Raw genomic sequence first — 13,193 nt, forward strand, 5'->3', positions numbered from 1 at the left:
AGGATGAGTTCACAACCGGACACACGGCGGAGCAATCCGTGTGTGGCCGGCGGCGAATACTCATCGACTGAGGGGGACGGGGTATGAGCGGTGAACGATTCTCTAGTGCGCTGGAAAACGCGGATGACCGGATCGTTGCCGGGCGCGCTGCCGACGGTGATGCCGCGGCCTTCGCGGTGCTGGTTCGGCGGTACACCCCGATGATGCGCGCCTATGCACGCCGCATCCTGCCCGGCAGCGCCGAGGTGGACGATGTGGTGCAGGACACCTTCATCACCGCCTGGGCGCAGCTGCCCGAGCTGGAAAATCTCGAGCGGGTCAAGAGCTGGCTGATGCGCATTACCAGCCGCAAGGCGGTAGATCGCCTGCGCAGCTCCCGGCCCCATGCGGATATCGACCTGGTGGAACCTGTGGCATCACCCGCCGCGACCCCGCCGAGACGAGCCGAGGCCTTGGCCAGTGTTGCGGCACTGAGCGCGGCGCTGAAAGAATTGCCGGACGCCCAGCGCGAGTGCTGGGTGCTTCGAGAGCTTGGCGATTACGGGTATGACGAGATCGCCGAGGAACTGGATCTGCCACTCTCGACCGTCCGTGGCCTCCTGGCCCGCGCCCGAAAATACATCATCGTACGGATGGAGCAGTGGCGATGACCGGTGAACCAGACTATGACCTGAAAACCCTCGGCGTGGAGCCGGAGGAGCTCGATGGGTTTACCCTCGAGGACCTCACCGACTACCTGGACGAGGGACGCACCCCGACCAACCCGGCGATCGAGGAGTCGGCCGGGTGCAGACTCGCGCTCGACGCGCTGGAGCGCCTGCGCGCGCTGACCCCCGAGCTACTGGCCGCCGATGTGGCGGCGGAACCGGCCACCGATGAGGGCTGGGTGCAGGGGATTCTCGCGGGGATCGCGCTGGATGCCCGCGCCGGGCGTCGGATCCCGCTGACCGAGGAGGTGCCCGGACTGGATCTGGGGATCACCGAGGGGGCCATTCGCGGGCTGATCCGCGCGGCCGAAACCGCCGTGCCCGGGGTGCTGGTGGGACGCTGCTTTATCGATGGTGACGTCGAGGAGTTCGGGGTTCCGGTGCGGATTCGACTGGAAATCGGCGTGGCCTTTGGCACTTCGATTCCCGCGAGTGTGGAGCTGCTGCGCACAGAGATCGCGGCCCGACTGCGGACCCACACCGGGCTGAACGTGACCGGGATCGACATCTCGGTGCGCGATGTTTCGGCGCCGATTGTCGTCGCGGGTGGCGAACCGGCGCGGCCGGAACCGGCCGGTGCCGAGCCGGCGCGAGAGAATCACTCGCTTGATATCAAACCGGAGGAGAACCGATGAGTAGCGCCGAAGACTTTGATCTGGCCGTCGAGATTGAGGCGACGGTGCGGGCCCTTCCGGGCGTCACCGGGGTCTTCCAGGCAGGTCTCACCATGACTCGGGTGGTCGAGGTGGGCGCACGCCTGCTGGGACTGCGCGACGGCGCGGCGACCCTGGTGGTGCTGGAGCGGGAATCCGATGCGGTTCGGGTGAGCGTGGCGATCGGGGTGGACTCGTCCGCGGGTGCCGTCGACACCGCCCGGCGCACCCACGCGGCGGTGGAGGCTGTGCTCCGCGCCCGCGCGGATACCGTGGCCGGCATCCAGGTGACGGTGGTCCACATCGAGGAGACGGCACCCGCCCGACCCTCGCTGCCCGAACCGGCGCCGCCCTCGACCGGTTTGCCCGGCGAGGTTCTGCCCGGCGGGATTCTGTCCGAGCCCGTGTGACGCCGACCGGAGCTCCCCGAGGTAGACGCCCCGAGGTAGACGCCCGAGGTAGACGGCCGGAGGAAGAAGCCCGGGAAAGCGCCCCGGGAAAGCGCCCCGAGGAAGGCACCCGAGGGAGCGCCCTAGCGCATGTGCGCCGGGGCCTCGAGCTCCGTCCTCCGGTCGTCCCGGATAAACCACACCAGGGCGAGGGCGGCCGCGATGACCGCGAAGTTTCCCAGACCGGCGATCGCCGTCAGCGGGGAGTCCACCGAGTGCGCCGAGGACAGGAAAATGGTGGGGTCGGTCGAGGCGTGCAGCAGGATTGGCCAGATCAGGTTGCCGGTGACCCGCAGCGCGAGGTACATGCACAGCCCGAAGGCGAAGGTGTAGACCAGCTGAAACGCGGTGGCAAACAGCGTCTGTCCGGTCAGGAGGTTGCTGGCGTGAAGTCCGGCGAATACGGCCGAGGACACCAGGGCCACCGTAATCTCGCGGTAGCCGGCGTTTCTCAGCAGTCGGATCACGAGACCTCGGGTCAGCAGCTCCTCGGCAAAGCCGATAAACAGCCCGGCGAGCAGCCAGGTGGCAACCACCTCAAATCCGATCGCCGCGTAGTCGATGGTGAAAAGGTGCAGGATATTGAACGCCAGCACGGCGATGACGGCGATCCACATCCAGCCGTGGCCGGTGATGCGCTGCCGGGCAAACAGCGGTCCGAGCCATCCCAGCGAGAGGGCAAACCCGACCAGCAGCGCGCCGCCGACGATGAGGGGGAGAATGTAGCCCACCAGGATCGCCGCGGCCGACCCCTCCGCTACGTGCTCGGCGAGGGGGATAAAGGCCAGCGAGAACACGTTGTACAACACGATGTAGGCGGCCGCCAGCACAATCGCCCGCCACCACCCGCCACGCTCCCAAAACCGTGCCCATGCGGTGGTCGTGTGTACCGAATCCGTCATGTTTTTCTCATTCCCCGTGTTCCCCGCGCCTCGCGCCCGCGACGGCGGCGACCTGTTTCGGAGGGGAAGCCCCACCCCGCTACTGCGAATGTAGCGCCATGTCTCGCCCCGGCAACAGCGCGCCCGCGTCCGAAATCCACCCCAGTTCGAGGGAGTGCGGGATGGATGTGGGTGACAGATGTTCGTTCGCCGCGCCGCCACGGTTCCCCACCGGAACTGCTGGCTTGTTATCGTGTGTGTGGGCTTTTGCCCTCCCCTTTCCCAGACCTAGGAGGTCCCCATGGCCGTTGAAGAAACCCTCGTCCTTGTAAAGCCGGACGGTGTTGCCCGCAAGCTCAGTGGCGAGATCATCCGCCGGATCGAGGCCAAGGGCTACTCGGTTGTCGACCTGCGCATGGTCCAGCCGGAGCGTTCGCGTCTCGAGCAGCACTACGCCGAGCACCAGGGCAAGCCGTTCTACGAGCCCCTGGTTGCCTTCATGCTGGAGGGCCCGGTTGTGGCCATCCGCGTGGCCGGTGACCGCGTGATCGAGGGCTTCCGCGTCCTCGCCGGTACCACCGACCCCACCCTGGCAGCCCCCGGCACCATCCGCGGCGACTTCGGCCGTGACTGGGGCCTGGCCGTGCAGCAGAACCTGGTCCACGGATCCGACAGCGTCGAGTCCGCCCAGCGCGAGCTGGGTCTCTGGTTCGACTAGCAGACATCCACAAAACGGCACCCCTCGGGGTGCCGTTTTTTGTTGGGGCGCGGGCGCGCGGAATACGGTTTTCCGGCCGCCGCAGGCGACGCCGATTCCACCGTCCCGGCGGGCGGGATCGTTTTCGCGTCCGGGCCTAGACCGTGCGATCGAGCCCCGGACGCTTGATTGCCGAGCCCACCACGACCGGTTCGGCGCTCTCGATTGGCAGCTCCGCCAGGACCTCGATGGTGAACCGGTAGAGCTCGTCCAGGCTGGCAAACCACGCCGCGACGTTGAGGCTGAAGGCTCCGGCGATCGCCAGGGTGCCGTGAACGGCGGGATGACGTGCCAGCGCCTGGCCCACGGCATCCAGGTGGCGCGGGGAAACCCGCATCCAGAAGTTCACGTCGATGGGCAGGCCGACGCGTGCCGGGTTTACCGCGGTTTCAAAGAGGAGTTGGTCGGATGCCCGCAGGGCCGTGAGGCGGCGACGCACGGTGGACTCCGGGGCGTCGATGCGGGCGGCGATCTGCGCGGCGCTGGCCCGCGGCTGCGCGCCGAGAGCCGCGATGATCGCCGCATCGCGGGTGCTCAGTGGCTCGGCGGTTGGCGGATGCGAAAGCGTCTCGGGTGGGGTGAGGGCCCGGCGCTCTTCGGTGCTCAACACATCGAGTCGCCAGTCCCGCGCCTCCGAGAACACGTGCAGAATCGGATGCGCCTCGACCGCGGTGATCGCGCCGGAGGCGGGAAGCTGACGCGCTATCAGCTGTCCGGCCACGTCGGATTCGGCGATCAGCACGGCGGCGAGTTCATCGCCCCCGATGGACGCGTCGATATAGGGAATGTCCTCCCGTCGGGCCAGGGCTCGCCCGAGCTGGTCCAGCTTGCCACTCAGGATGTGGATCCGCAGCATGAGCGCCGTGCGGGTGGGCGGGGGAGTGCGGGCAATAAAACGCAGATCACCGGAGTCCAGCAGCATGTTGAGTCGGCGTCCGGCCGGGCGGACCCCGAGTCCCAGGACGGATGCGAGGTGCTCGATCGAGACGCGCGGGTCGCACTGCAGGGCGGCAATGATCCGTCGATCTTCGAGACTCAGCGCTAAATCGCTCATGCAATTGATACTAACTGCAGATATCGCTCAAGTTAGAAGCGATATCAGATCAACATCGTCCACCGGGCGCATGCTCAAGGTATGAGCACACTCAGTACATCGATCCCGTCCCTCCGTCAGCCTCTCGAAGCCGCCCTGCGCGACGCGGGGACCTACCTCCTGGCCCGTCCGCAAATCGTCCCCACCCCGAATATGCCGGAATTCCGGGCGGCGTTCGGCACCCTGGAAGCCGATGTCCTGGCGATTCTGCGTCCGGCCCTCGCCGCGCTCCAACCGGATGCCGCCTGGATCGATGAGCTCGACTCCGCCGAACCTCCCCGAGGGAGGGCCTGGCTGGTCGACTCGGTGGATGGCGCGGTGCAGTACATGCGTGGGCTTCCCCAGTGGTGCCTCACCGCGACCCTGCTTCAGGACGGGGAGCCGGTCCTGGCGGTGCTGCACAACCCGGTGCTGGGCGAAACCTACTCGGCCGTGCACGGGGAGGGGGCATGGCGCAACGGGGATTCGATTGGCCCCTCGGAAACCGGCGATATCGCCGTGGCGCTGGTGTCCACCAGCCAGCCGCCCTTCGCGGCGCAGGACCCCGAGGCGGTGTCACGTGCCGGGTCCTCGCTCGCTCGGGTGCTCGGCGTCGCCGGTGCCGTGCGCAATCTGGGCCCCACGTCCTGGCAGGTCGCCGATGTGGCCGCCGGACGCCTGGACGCCTTTTGGGAATTTGGCGATGACCGCTCTAACCTGCTGGGTGCCGTCCTGATCGCTCGGGAAGCGGGGGCGGCCGTCACCGAGACGACGGGCGAGCCGTGGTCACCGAACTCGCCCTCGATCCTGGTGGCGACGCCGACGCTTAGGGACGCCCTGCTGGACACCCTCACGCGCTAAGCAAAATGCCCGCCCGGTTCCCCGGGCGGGCATTTTGGAGCCAAAAACTATCGGATGATCGCGCGGCGCAGCAGGCGCCAGGAGCCGAGGCTCGCGGCGATAATGGCGACGCCCGCGGCGATGGCCAGCCACCAGGGTTCAAATGCGGCGACAATCTGGGCGGCCTGGGGCACCAGGATTAGCACGGCCACCACGATCACCAGGCCGATGCCGATGCCCAGCAGGATCGGGCCACGGTTGCTGAAGCGAATCCAGGCCGCCCCGAATACCCCGGCCACGGTGAGCATTGCCAGCACCCCGAGGAGGACGATCGCAAACGTTGCGGGGAGGTTGCCGTTGCCCAGGATGGCGATGTCAAAGATATAGAAGCCAACAAACCAGTGGTTGGTTGCCAGCTCCAGCGCGGCGAGGACCGTCAGTACCACGGCCAGGTAGCTGGCGATCACCAGGTTCCACAGCAGCGTGCCCAGCGTAAACGCTCGACGGGTGGCCCCCAGGGTGATCGCGAATCGGAACGTGGTCGCGGTCGAGGACACGCCCATGTACCCCAGGAACCCACCCAGCGCCCAGACCAGCCCGGGGTTGGAGCGGGAACTGACGATCCATCCCGTGGACCCCGGCTGACTCCCCGCTCGCCAGGCAATCAGCGAGATGAGGATCGAGAGCACCGCGACGACGCCCACGTAGAGCACCGGCAGCCCGAACGTCATCCGCTTTCGTGTGAGGTGCAGTTGAGTAACCGCGAGCACCGGATTCATGGCGGGTCCCTTCGTGGAGTTGGAGCTGGAGTCGGGGGTGAAGTTGGAACTGGGGGTTACGTCGGAGGCTTCCGGCGTGCGGGTCTGTGCAGGGGTACCGAGGACGGTCATGCTGCCACCGCCTCGGCCGTGGATTCGCTGCCAAAAGCCGTCACCAGATCGGCCACGCTGACCCCCTGGATGCGCGCACCGGCGGCTTCGGCCCGGGCTAGAAACGCGTCGTCGGCGCTGCCTCGAATGGTGGCCGAGGCGAGGCCCGGCACCGTCTGCAGGCGCAGGACGTCCAGGCCGGCAGTCAGCTCGCGGATCGCATCGTCGCGTCCGCTCACGGTGAAGGCGATCTCGGGGATTGCGTCAATGTTGGCATCGAGCAGGATCCTGCCCGAATCCACGATCAGCACCCGGTCAAACAGCGACTCGGACTCCTCCACGTGGTGGGTCGAGAGGATCACGGTGCGCGGGTGCTCGGCCACATCTCGGACCAGGGCCTCGTGGAAGTAGCGGCGAGCGTTGACGTCGAGCCCGAGATAGGGCTCGTCCATCAGCGTGAGCGGTGCTCGGGATGCCAGTCCCAGCACGATGGCGACCGCCGAAAGCTGGCCTCGGGAGAACTTCTTCACCGACTGATTCAGCGGGACCCGGAAGCCCGCGACGAGTCGCTTCGCAAAATCCGCATCCCAGTGGGGCAGGAAGCGCGGGGCAATGGAGAGGACATTGCCCACGGTGAAGTCGTCGGGATAGCGCTGGTTGTCGCGCACCAGGTTGATCCCGGCCAGTGTGGGGGCATGCTCAAACGGGGAGTGCCCGTTCACCTGTACGGTGCCCGCGCTGGGCAGATCCTGGCCGGCGATCAGCGAGAGCAGCGTCGTTTTGCCCGCGCCATTGCGCCCGAGTAGGCCGCAGATGCTGCCGGCCGGCAGGGTGAAGGACACGTCGTCGAGCGCCGTGTGTGAGCCGAAGCGTCGGGTGACGCCGTCGAGGACAAGGTGGTCGGTCATGAGGGTTCCTTTGCGAGGGTGTCGCGGACGAGTCGCTCGATCTCGGCGGGGCGCAGCCCAAGGAGGCGTGCTTCGCGAACCAGGGGTTCAACGAAGTCGGCGCGCAGTCGATCCCGCCGCTGCGCGAGCAGGAGCTCGCGGGCACCGGGGGCAACAAAGATGCCGATTCCGCGTTTCTTATAGAGGGCTCCCTGCTCAACCAGGAGGTTGACGCCCTTGGAAGCGGTGGCCGGGTTCAGATCAAAAAACACGGCCAGGTCGGTCGCCGAGGGCACCGCCGATTCCTCCGGGTAGGTTCCGGAGACGATGTCATCGGCGAGCCGCGTGGCGAGCTGCTGGAAGAGGGGAGTGGTACCTGTGAACACGGTACCACTCTAGTCCATTACTCGACTAATGGACCAGTGTGGTGGAAAAAATTCGGGAATGATTTGCGCGGAAGGGGAGTTGGGCTGGGTATGACTGAACCCATCAAGGTAGACATCTGGTCCGATATCGCGTGTCCGTGGTGCTTCATCGGCAAGCGCAAGTTCGAGGCGGGCGTTGCCGCCTTCGCCGCCGGTTCCGATACCCCGGTCGAGGTGGAGTACCACTCCTTCGAACTGGCCCCGGATACCCCGGTTGACTTCGAGGGAAGCGAGCTGGACTTCCTGGTGAACCACAAGGGCATGCCCGCCGAGCAGATCACCGAGATGCTGGGGCGCGTGACCGGGATCGCCGCCCAGACCGGCCTGGAATTCAACTTCGACAAGCTGCGCCACACCAACACCGTGCTTGCCCACCAGGCGCTGCACTTTGCCAAGGCGCACGGCAAGCAGCGCGAGCTCGCCGAGGTGCTCTTCCGCGCCTACTTCACCGACGGTAAGCACGTGGGAAACATCGCCGATCTGGCCGAGCTGGGCGCCACCGTGGGCCTGGATGCAGCGGAGCTGACCGCCGCCCTCGAGGCCGACCGTTATCTGGCGGATGTGCGTGCCGACCAGGCGCAGGCGCAGGGCTATGGCATCCAGGGTGTTCCGTTCTTCGTGATCGACGGCAAGTACGGGGTTTCCGGGGCTCAGGAGGCGCAGGCTTTCGAGCAGGTCCTCACCCAGGTCAGCGCGGAGCGTGGCGCATGAGCACCCCGTTCACGCTGATTGGGGATCCCGCCGCCGAGGCCTGCGGGCCCGATGGCTGCGCGATTCCGGCCGAGCACCCGGCGCGCTCGCAGGCGGCCGAGTCCGATGCGACGGCGCTGACGACCGAATCGGCGGCATCGCTCGCGGACTAGCGTCACCACATAAAAACACCGTGTCACCCCTACTGGGGGACACGGTGTTTTTGTGTGCCGGGCGACACGCCCGAGGTTAGAGGTGGTTCAGGACATCCAGACGCAGCTGGGCGATCACGGCGATGATGATGTACACGGCCAGGGTCAGCGGAATGATCCAGGAGAGCAGGGCTCCGGCCACGCGGCGCACGCCCGCGCTGGCGGGCAGGTTTCCCTCACGCAGGTTGTAGAGGGTGACCGAGAGGAACGAGGGGATCATGACCGACCAGGTCAGCATGCACCAGGGGCACAGGGTTCCCAGCACGAAGATGGACTGGCTGATCAGCCAGATCACAAAGACGATTCCGCCGAGCATGCCCACGTTGAACACGACCCAGAACCAGCGCGGGAAACGGGCGCCGGCCAGGATCGCGACACCCACCACGATCGGGGCGACCCAGGCGCCGAGGCCGATGATCGGGTTCGGGAACCCAAAGACCGCACCCTGCCAGGAGTTGAGGTTCGCCGAGCACTGAACGAGAACGCTGACGTCACAGCCCAGCGCTTGGCCGGGGTTGGTGAGGGTGTTGATCTTCTCGACTGTGAGTTCAAAGGCCGCTAGCCATCCCACCAGGCCGGCCACAATGAGGAAGATGGCGAGCAGGCGTGGTTGACGCGTCGTTTCGGTGCTGGTCATGCTCGAATTATGACATAGCGATTTGGGAAAAAAGCGAAGACCATTCGCATGTTGATGCCTCCCGCGTGCGATAATGAGAGCTGTGCAGGTTTCGCCGCGCGAAACCTGGATGAACGAAGGCTTGTCAGGTGCCGAGCGCGCCTGATGCGCGAGTGAGCGTTGGGAAACGCCCCCCGCAAAGCGATCCGAGCCACGGGGCCGATCGCTGTAGTGCATAGGATTTGGTGAGTTGAACGCCCAGGCGTAGAGATTCGCCCAAGATTCCCGGATGGTAGCGCGGCTACTAATCGGATGAGGAGTGCACCAGTAATGGTGAATAAAAACAAAAACGAGGCAGTACCTGCCGACAATAATGATGCAGCAACCGCCGGGGTTTCGGAGACGGATGCTCCGGCAACCGAGGAGACGCCGGCACGAGCCCCGCGTCGCACCCGAGGCTCGCGTCGAGTAAGTGCGTCCGCCGGTGCCGCGACGGCACCGAGTGAAGCCGCGGTATCCACCGAGGCTACCGCCGGTGCCGAGTCCGTCGTGGCCGAGACGGCGAGTGTCGATGCCTCGAGTGCCAATGGGACTGCCGCCGCGGCGAACGCTGTCGAGACGCCCGCCACGGAGCAGGCCGCCGCAGAGTCGGCTAGCACAGTGTCTGCTAGCGAAGATTCGGCCGCCGCAGGGCAGCCTTCCGAGCAGGCTCCCGCAGTGGACGCCGCCGAGCCGGTGGCCCCGCGTCAGCGTCGTCGAGGCCGCCCGACCAAGGCCGAGCAGCTCGCCAAGGCGGAGGCCGCCGAGGCCGCCGCTCGTCAGGCTGCCGAGGGCGCAACCGTCGAGGACGCTTCCACTCCGGCCACTGAGACCGAGGCCACCGAGACCGAGGCCGCCGAGGCATCTGCCGAGACCGTGAACTCCGCTGCCGCAGACTCGACCTCCACCACCGCCGCCGCAGCTACTGCCTTGGACGTCGAGGCCGAAGCTGCGTCCGCCACCGAGGCCCCCGCAACTGAGGCACCCGCAACCGCAGCCCCCAAGATTGTCAGCCCGCTGCCGGTACCGTTTGTGTCGGCACCGTCCACCGCCCTGATCTTCCTGGCACCGGATCTGCCCCCGCTGCCCGCCCGCCCCGCGCGAGCCGAGTTTGAGCCGGAGGAAGACGAGGAGTACTCGTCCACCCGTCGCCGCTCGCGTCGTCGTGGCGGCGACCGGGACAACGCGCGTGACGAGCGCCCGAGCGCCCGCGATAACGTCCGCGACAACCCCCGCGACGGTGGCCGCGATGGCTACCGCGAGAACACCCGGGACAACTACCGCGACGGCGACCGTCGCGAGAACACCCGTCCGGCCCGCGAGCCGCGCGAGGCCGTGCTGATCACCGAGCCGCAGAAGATCAAGGGCTCGACCCGCCTGGAGGCCAAGAAGCAGCGCCGCCGGGACGGCCGCGATGCCGGTCGCCGCCGCGCCGTGGTCACCGAGGCCGAGTTCCTCGCCCGCCGCGAGGCCGTGGATCGCACCATGGTGGTGCGTGAGAAGAACCAGAAGATCCAGATCGGTGTGCTCGAGGACAAGGTCCTGGTGGAGCACTACGTCGCCCGCAACGAGGAAGCCTCGCTGATCGGCAACGTGTACCTCGGTCGCGTGCAGAACGTGCTGCCCAGCATGGAGGCCGCGTTTGTGGACATCGGACGCGGCCGTAACGCCGTGCTCTACTCGGGTGAGGTCGACTGGGAGGCCGCCGGCACCACCGGTAACCAGCCCCGTCGGATCGAGCTCGCGCTCAAGCCCGGGGACAAGATCCTCGTCCAGGTAACCAAGGACCCGGTGGGCCACAAGGGTGCCCGCCTGACCAGCCAGGTCTCGCTGCCCGGCCGCTACCTGGTGTACGTACCCAACGGCTCGATGTCGGGTATCTCCCGCAAGCTGCCGGACACCGAGCGTGCCCGCCTGAAGAAGATCCTCAAGGCCGTGCTCCCCGAGAACACCGGCGTGATCGTCCGCACCGCGGCCGAGGGCGCCACCGAGGAGCAGCTGACCCTGGATGTCAACCGCCTCACCTCGCAGTGGGCGCACATCTCCGAGCAGGTCAAGAAGGCCAACGCCCCGGCCCTGCTGCACAGCGAGCCCGATCTGCTGGTCAAGATCGTCCGCGACGTCTTCAACGAGGACTTCCAGTCGATGGTGATCGCCGGAGACGACGCCCGCGAGATCATCACCAGCTACCTCCAGCAGGTGGCTCCGGACCTGGTCGACCGCGTCGAGCGCTACGAGGGTAGCAAGGACGTCTTCGACGAGTACCGCATCACCGAGCAGATCGAGAAGGCCCTGGACCGCAAGGTCTGGCTGCCCTCGGGTGGTTCGCTGGTCATCGACCGCACCGAAGCCATGACCGTGATCGACGTCAACACCGGTAAGTTCGTCGGCTCGGGCGGAAACCTTGAGGAGACCGTCACCAAGAACAACCTGGAGGCGGCCGAGGAGATCGTTCGTCAGCTGCGTCTGCGCGACATCGGTGGCATCATCGTGGTCGACTTCATCGACATGGTCCTGGAGTCCAACCGTGACCTGGTGCTGCGCCGCGTAATCGAGTGCCTGAGCCGCGACCGCACCAAGCACCAGGTGGCCGAGGTCACCTCGCTGGGTCTGGTTCAGATGACGCGTAAGAAGCTGGGTCTGGGTCTGCTGGAATCCTTCAGCGAGCCCTGTGAGACCTGCGCCGGCCGCGGTGTCATCGTGCACCACGACCCGGTGGTCAAGCACAAGCAGACCCCGCAGCCCGAGCAGCGTCGTCGCGGCAAGGGTGGTGCCGGCCAGCAGAACACTCAGCAGCAGAACGGTGGACACAACAACGGTGCCGCTCAGCAGCAGCCCGCCGCCAAGGCCGCGACCCACGCGATCACGGACGATGCCAAGAACATGCTGGCCCAGATTGCGGCCAGCACCATCGCCGGAACCCACGAACACGAGGGTGCCGCCGAAGCTTCGGCCGAGACCCCGGTGGTCGAGGTGCGCAAGAAGCGTCGTCGCGGCGGAAAGAACCGTGACTCGCAGCTGCTCCTGGAGCAGACCGAGTCGCCGGCCGCCGAGCTGGCAGCCCTGCTGCAGCCCGTGACCGAGACCGCCCCGGCGGCCCCGGCCGTGTCGGGCACCCCGGCCGCTCCCGAGACCGCGTCCGCGCCGGTCGCCGAGGACGCTCCCGCCGAGCGTCCCGAGCGCCCCGAGCGTCCGGCCCGCGGGGGTCGTGGACGTGCGAGCCGTCGCGGCGGACACGAGACCCTGCCGCTGCTGGACATTCCGCTGGAAGCCGTGCGGAAGAACCACAAGGTGGATGTCAAGGTGGCCGAGGACCTGCTGGGTTCGGTCCTGGACGCCCTGCCCGAGCCCAAGCAGCCGGGCAAGGGTCGCAACCGCAACCGTCGGGTGAGCACCCAGGCGCTCACCGGAACCCCGGTGCGTCACGACGGTGAGGCTCAGCCCACCGCCGAGTAGCACCCCTCAACAACAATCGCCGTCCCGGATTCGGGGCGGCGATTGCTGTTTCCCGGTGGATTAGTCCGCGCGCAGGAAGCCGTTGGAGTGGGTGGCCAGCGCGTAGGCGAACTCGTCGGCGATGCTGAGGGTGCGATTGGTGACCCACTGCTGCTGGAGCCCATCGGCCAGGGCGATCAGCGCGCGCGCATCCCGTGCGCGATCGGCGAGCGGGCGGGTGTCTCCGCGCTGGTCCAGGAACTCACACAGCTCATCAACGATCCGTGCATAACGTTCGCGGAAATAGGCGGCGGCCGGATGATCGGGGGAGCTGGCCGCCGCCGACATGGTCACAAACAGCTCCACCAGCCCGGGACGGGTCGTATTGGCCTCGAGGACAGCGATAAAGTCGCGGATCGGATGCTCGGCCGAGATGGTGGCGGCATCAACCTCGTCTCGGCGCTGCAGGATCTGCACCAGCAGGTCTTCGCGGGATTCGAAGTAGTGCATGACGCCGGCCAGGCTCAGCTCGCAGCGTGCGGCCACCGTGCGCAGCGAGGTGCCGCGGTAGCCCTCGTCGGCGAATACCTCCAGGGCGACGGTGAGGATCTTTTCGCGCTGCCGGGTGCCTTTGGGGGAGAGGGGGGAGCGATCAGACATT

15 protein-coding genes are annotated in these 13,193 nt (G+C 67.0%); 8 read left to right on the forward strand and 7 right to left on the reverse strand.

Annotated features, from left to right (window positions below; translation table 11 throughout):
- The first annotated feature begins 83 nt into the window (after positions 1 to 83).
- Genes C7C57_RS06895 through C7C57_RS06905 form a run of 3 tightly spaced genes read left to right on the forward strand, consistent with a single transcriptional unit; the run spans position 84 to position 1,770 of the window.
- Positions 84 to 650, forward strand: a complete 567-nt coding sequence (locus C7C57_RS06895) for an RNA polymerase sigma factor (protein ID WP_030143797.1) — start codon at positions 84 to 86, stop codon at positions 648 to 650.
- Positions 647 to 1,342: an Asp23/Gls24 family envelope stress response protein gene (locus C7C57_RS06900; protein ID WP_187978075.1), complete on the forward strand. Its 696-nt coding sequence runs from the start codon at positions 647 to 649 to the stop codon at positions 1,340 to 1,342. Before C7C57_RS06895 ends, C7C57_RS06900 begins: the two co-directional genes overlap by 4 nt.
- Positions 1,339 to 1,770 carry a hypothetical protein gene (locus tag C7C57_RS06905; RefSeq protein ID WP_187978076.1) on the forward strand — a complete coding sequence of 144 codons (432 nt, stop codon included), beginning with the start codon at positions 1,339 to 1,341 and terminating at the stop codon, positions 1,768 to 1,770. Before C7C57_RS06900 ends, C7C57_RS06905 begins: the two co-directional genes overlap by 4 nt.
- 122 nt (positions 1,771 to 1,892) lie before the next feature.
- Here C7C57_RS06905 and C7C57_RS06910 read toward each other — a convergent pair whose 3' ends face one another.
- Positions 1,893 to 2,711 (reverse strand): CPBP family intramembrane glutamic endopeptidase, encoded by an 819-nt coding sequence (locus C7C57_RS06910; protein ID WP_187978077.1) that lies wholly within the window; start codon positions 2,709 to 2,711, stop codon positions 1,893 to 1,895.
- A 280-nt stretch (positions 2,712 to 2,991) separates the two neighbouring features.
- Between C7C57_RS06910 and ndk the strand changes: the two genes are divergently transcribed.
- Positions 2,992 to 3,408 carry a nucleoside-diphosphate kinase gene (gene ndk, locus C7C57_RS06915; RefSeq protein ID WP_030143793.1) on the forward strand — a complete coding sequence of 139 codons (417 nt, stop codon included), beginning with the start codon at positions 2,992 to 2,994 and terminating at the stop codon, positions 3,406 to 3,408.
- A 136-nt stretch (positions 3,409 to 3,544) separates the two neighbouring features.
- Here the strand turns inward: ndk and C7C57_RS06920 are convergent, their stop codons facing one another.
- Positions 3,545 to 4,501, reverse strand: coding sequence for an Lrp/AsnC family transcriptional regulator (locus C7C57_RS06920; RefSeq protein ID WP_187978078.1), 957 nt, complete (start codon positions 4,499 to 4,501; stop codon positions 3,545 to 3,547).
- 81 nt (positions 4,502 to 4,582) lie between these two features.
- Here C7C57_RS06920 and C7C57_RS06925 point away from each other — a divergent pair, with 81 nt between their 5' ends.
- Positions 4,583 to 5,380: an inositol monophosphatase gene (locus C7C57_RS06925; RefSeq protein ID WP_187978079.1), complete on the forward strand. Its 798-nt coding sequence runs from the start codon at positions 4,583 to 4,585 to the stop codon at positions 5,378 to 5,380.
- Between the two features lie 47 nt (positions 5,381 to 5,427).
- Here C7C57_RS06925 and C7C57_RS06930 read toward each other — a convergent pair whose 3' ends face one another.
- The 3 genes from C7C57_RS06930 to C7C57_RS06940 are packed head-to-tail and all read right to left on the reverse strand — an operon-like array spanning position 5,428 to position 7,501.
- On the reverse strand, positions 5,428 to 6,249 hold the full coding sequence (locus C7C57_RS06930; protein ID WP_255505797.1) for a hypothetical protein: 822 nt from the start codon (positions 6,247 to 6,249) through the stop codon (positions 5,428 to 5,430).
- A complete protein-coding gene (locus C7C57_RS06935) occupies positions 6,246 to 7,136 on the reverse strand; it encodes an ABC transporter ATP-binding protein (RefSeq protein WP_187978080.1) in 891 nt (296 codons plus the stop codon). Before C7C57_RS06935 ends, C7C57_RS06930 begins: the two co-directional genes overlap by 4 nt.
- Positions 7,133 to 7,501 (reverse strand): GntR family transcriptional regulator, encoded by a 369-nt coding sequence (locus C7C57_RS06940; RefSeq protein WP_030143790.1) that lies wholly within the window; start codon positions 7,499 to 7,501, stop codon positions 7,133 to 7,135. Before C7C57_RS06940 ends, C7C57_RS06935 begins: the two co-directional genes overlap by 4 nt.
- Positions 7,502 to 7,591: 90 nt before the next feature.
- On the opposite strand from C7C57_RS06940, the gene C7C57_RS06945 reads away from it, so the two are divergent.
- Entirely contained in the window at positions 7,592 to 8,251 is a 660-nt protein-coding gene (locus C7C57_RS06945; RefSeq protein WP_187978081.1) for a DsbA family protein, read from the forward strand.
- The gene (locus tag C7C57_RS06950; protein ID WP_187978082.1) at positions 8,248 to 8,403 is read left to right on the forward strand and encodes a hypothetical protein; all 156 of its coding nucleotides are present in this window, start codon (positions 8,248 to 8,250) and stop codon (positions 8,401 to 8,403) included. Before C7C57_RS06945 ends, C7C57_RS06950 begins: the two co-directional genes overlap by 4 nt.
- A gap of 76 nt (positions 8,404 to 8,479) precedes the next feature.
- On the opposite strand, the gene C7C57_RS06955 is transcribed toward C7C57_RS06950, so the two are convergent.
- On the reverse strand, positions 8,480 to 9,079 hold the full coding sequence (locus C7C57_RS06955; RefSeq protein ID WP_030143788.1) for a vitamin K epoxide reductase family protein: 600 nt from the start codon (positions 9,077 to 9,079) through the stop codon (positions 8,480 to 8,482).
- A gap of 309 nt (positions 9,080 to 9,388) precedes the next feature.
- Here C7C57_RS06955 and C7C57_RS06960 point away from each other — a divergent pair, with 309 nt between their 5' ends.
- Positions 9,389 to 12,553 carry an Rne/Rng family ribonuclease gene (locus C7C57_RS06960; protein WP_187978083.1) on the forward strand — a complete coding sequence of 1,055 codons (3,165 nt, stop codon included), beginning with the start codon at positions 9,389 to 9,391 and terminating at the stop codon, positions 12,551 to 12,553.
- A gap of 60 nt (positions 12,554 to 12,613) precedes the next feature.
- On the opposite strand, the gene C7C57_RS06965 is transcribed toward C7C57_RS06960, so the two are convergent.
- Positions 12,614 to 13,192 carry a TetR/AcrR family transcriptional regulator gene (locus C7C57_RS06965; protein ID WP_187978084.1) on the reverse strand — a complete coding sequence of 193 codons (579 nt, stop codon included), beginning with the start codon at positions 13,190 to 13,192 and terminating at the stop codon, positions 12,614 to 12,616.
- Between the last annotated feature and the right edge of the window lies 1 nt (position 13,193).

It is taken from the genome of Mycetocola sp. JXN-3 (assembly GCF_014522285.1).
GTDB classification, from domain to species: domain Bacteria; phylum Actinomycetota; class Actinomycetes; order Actinomycetales; family Microbacteriaceae; genus Mycetocola; species Mycetocola saprophilus.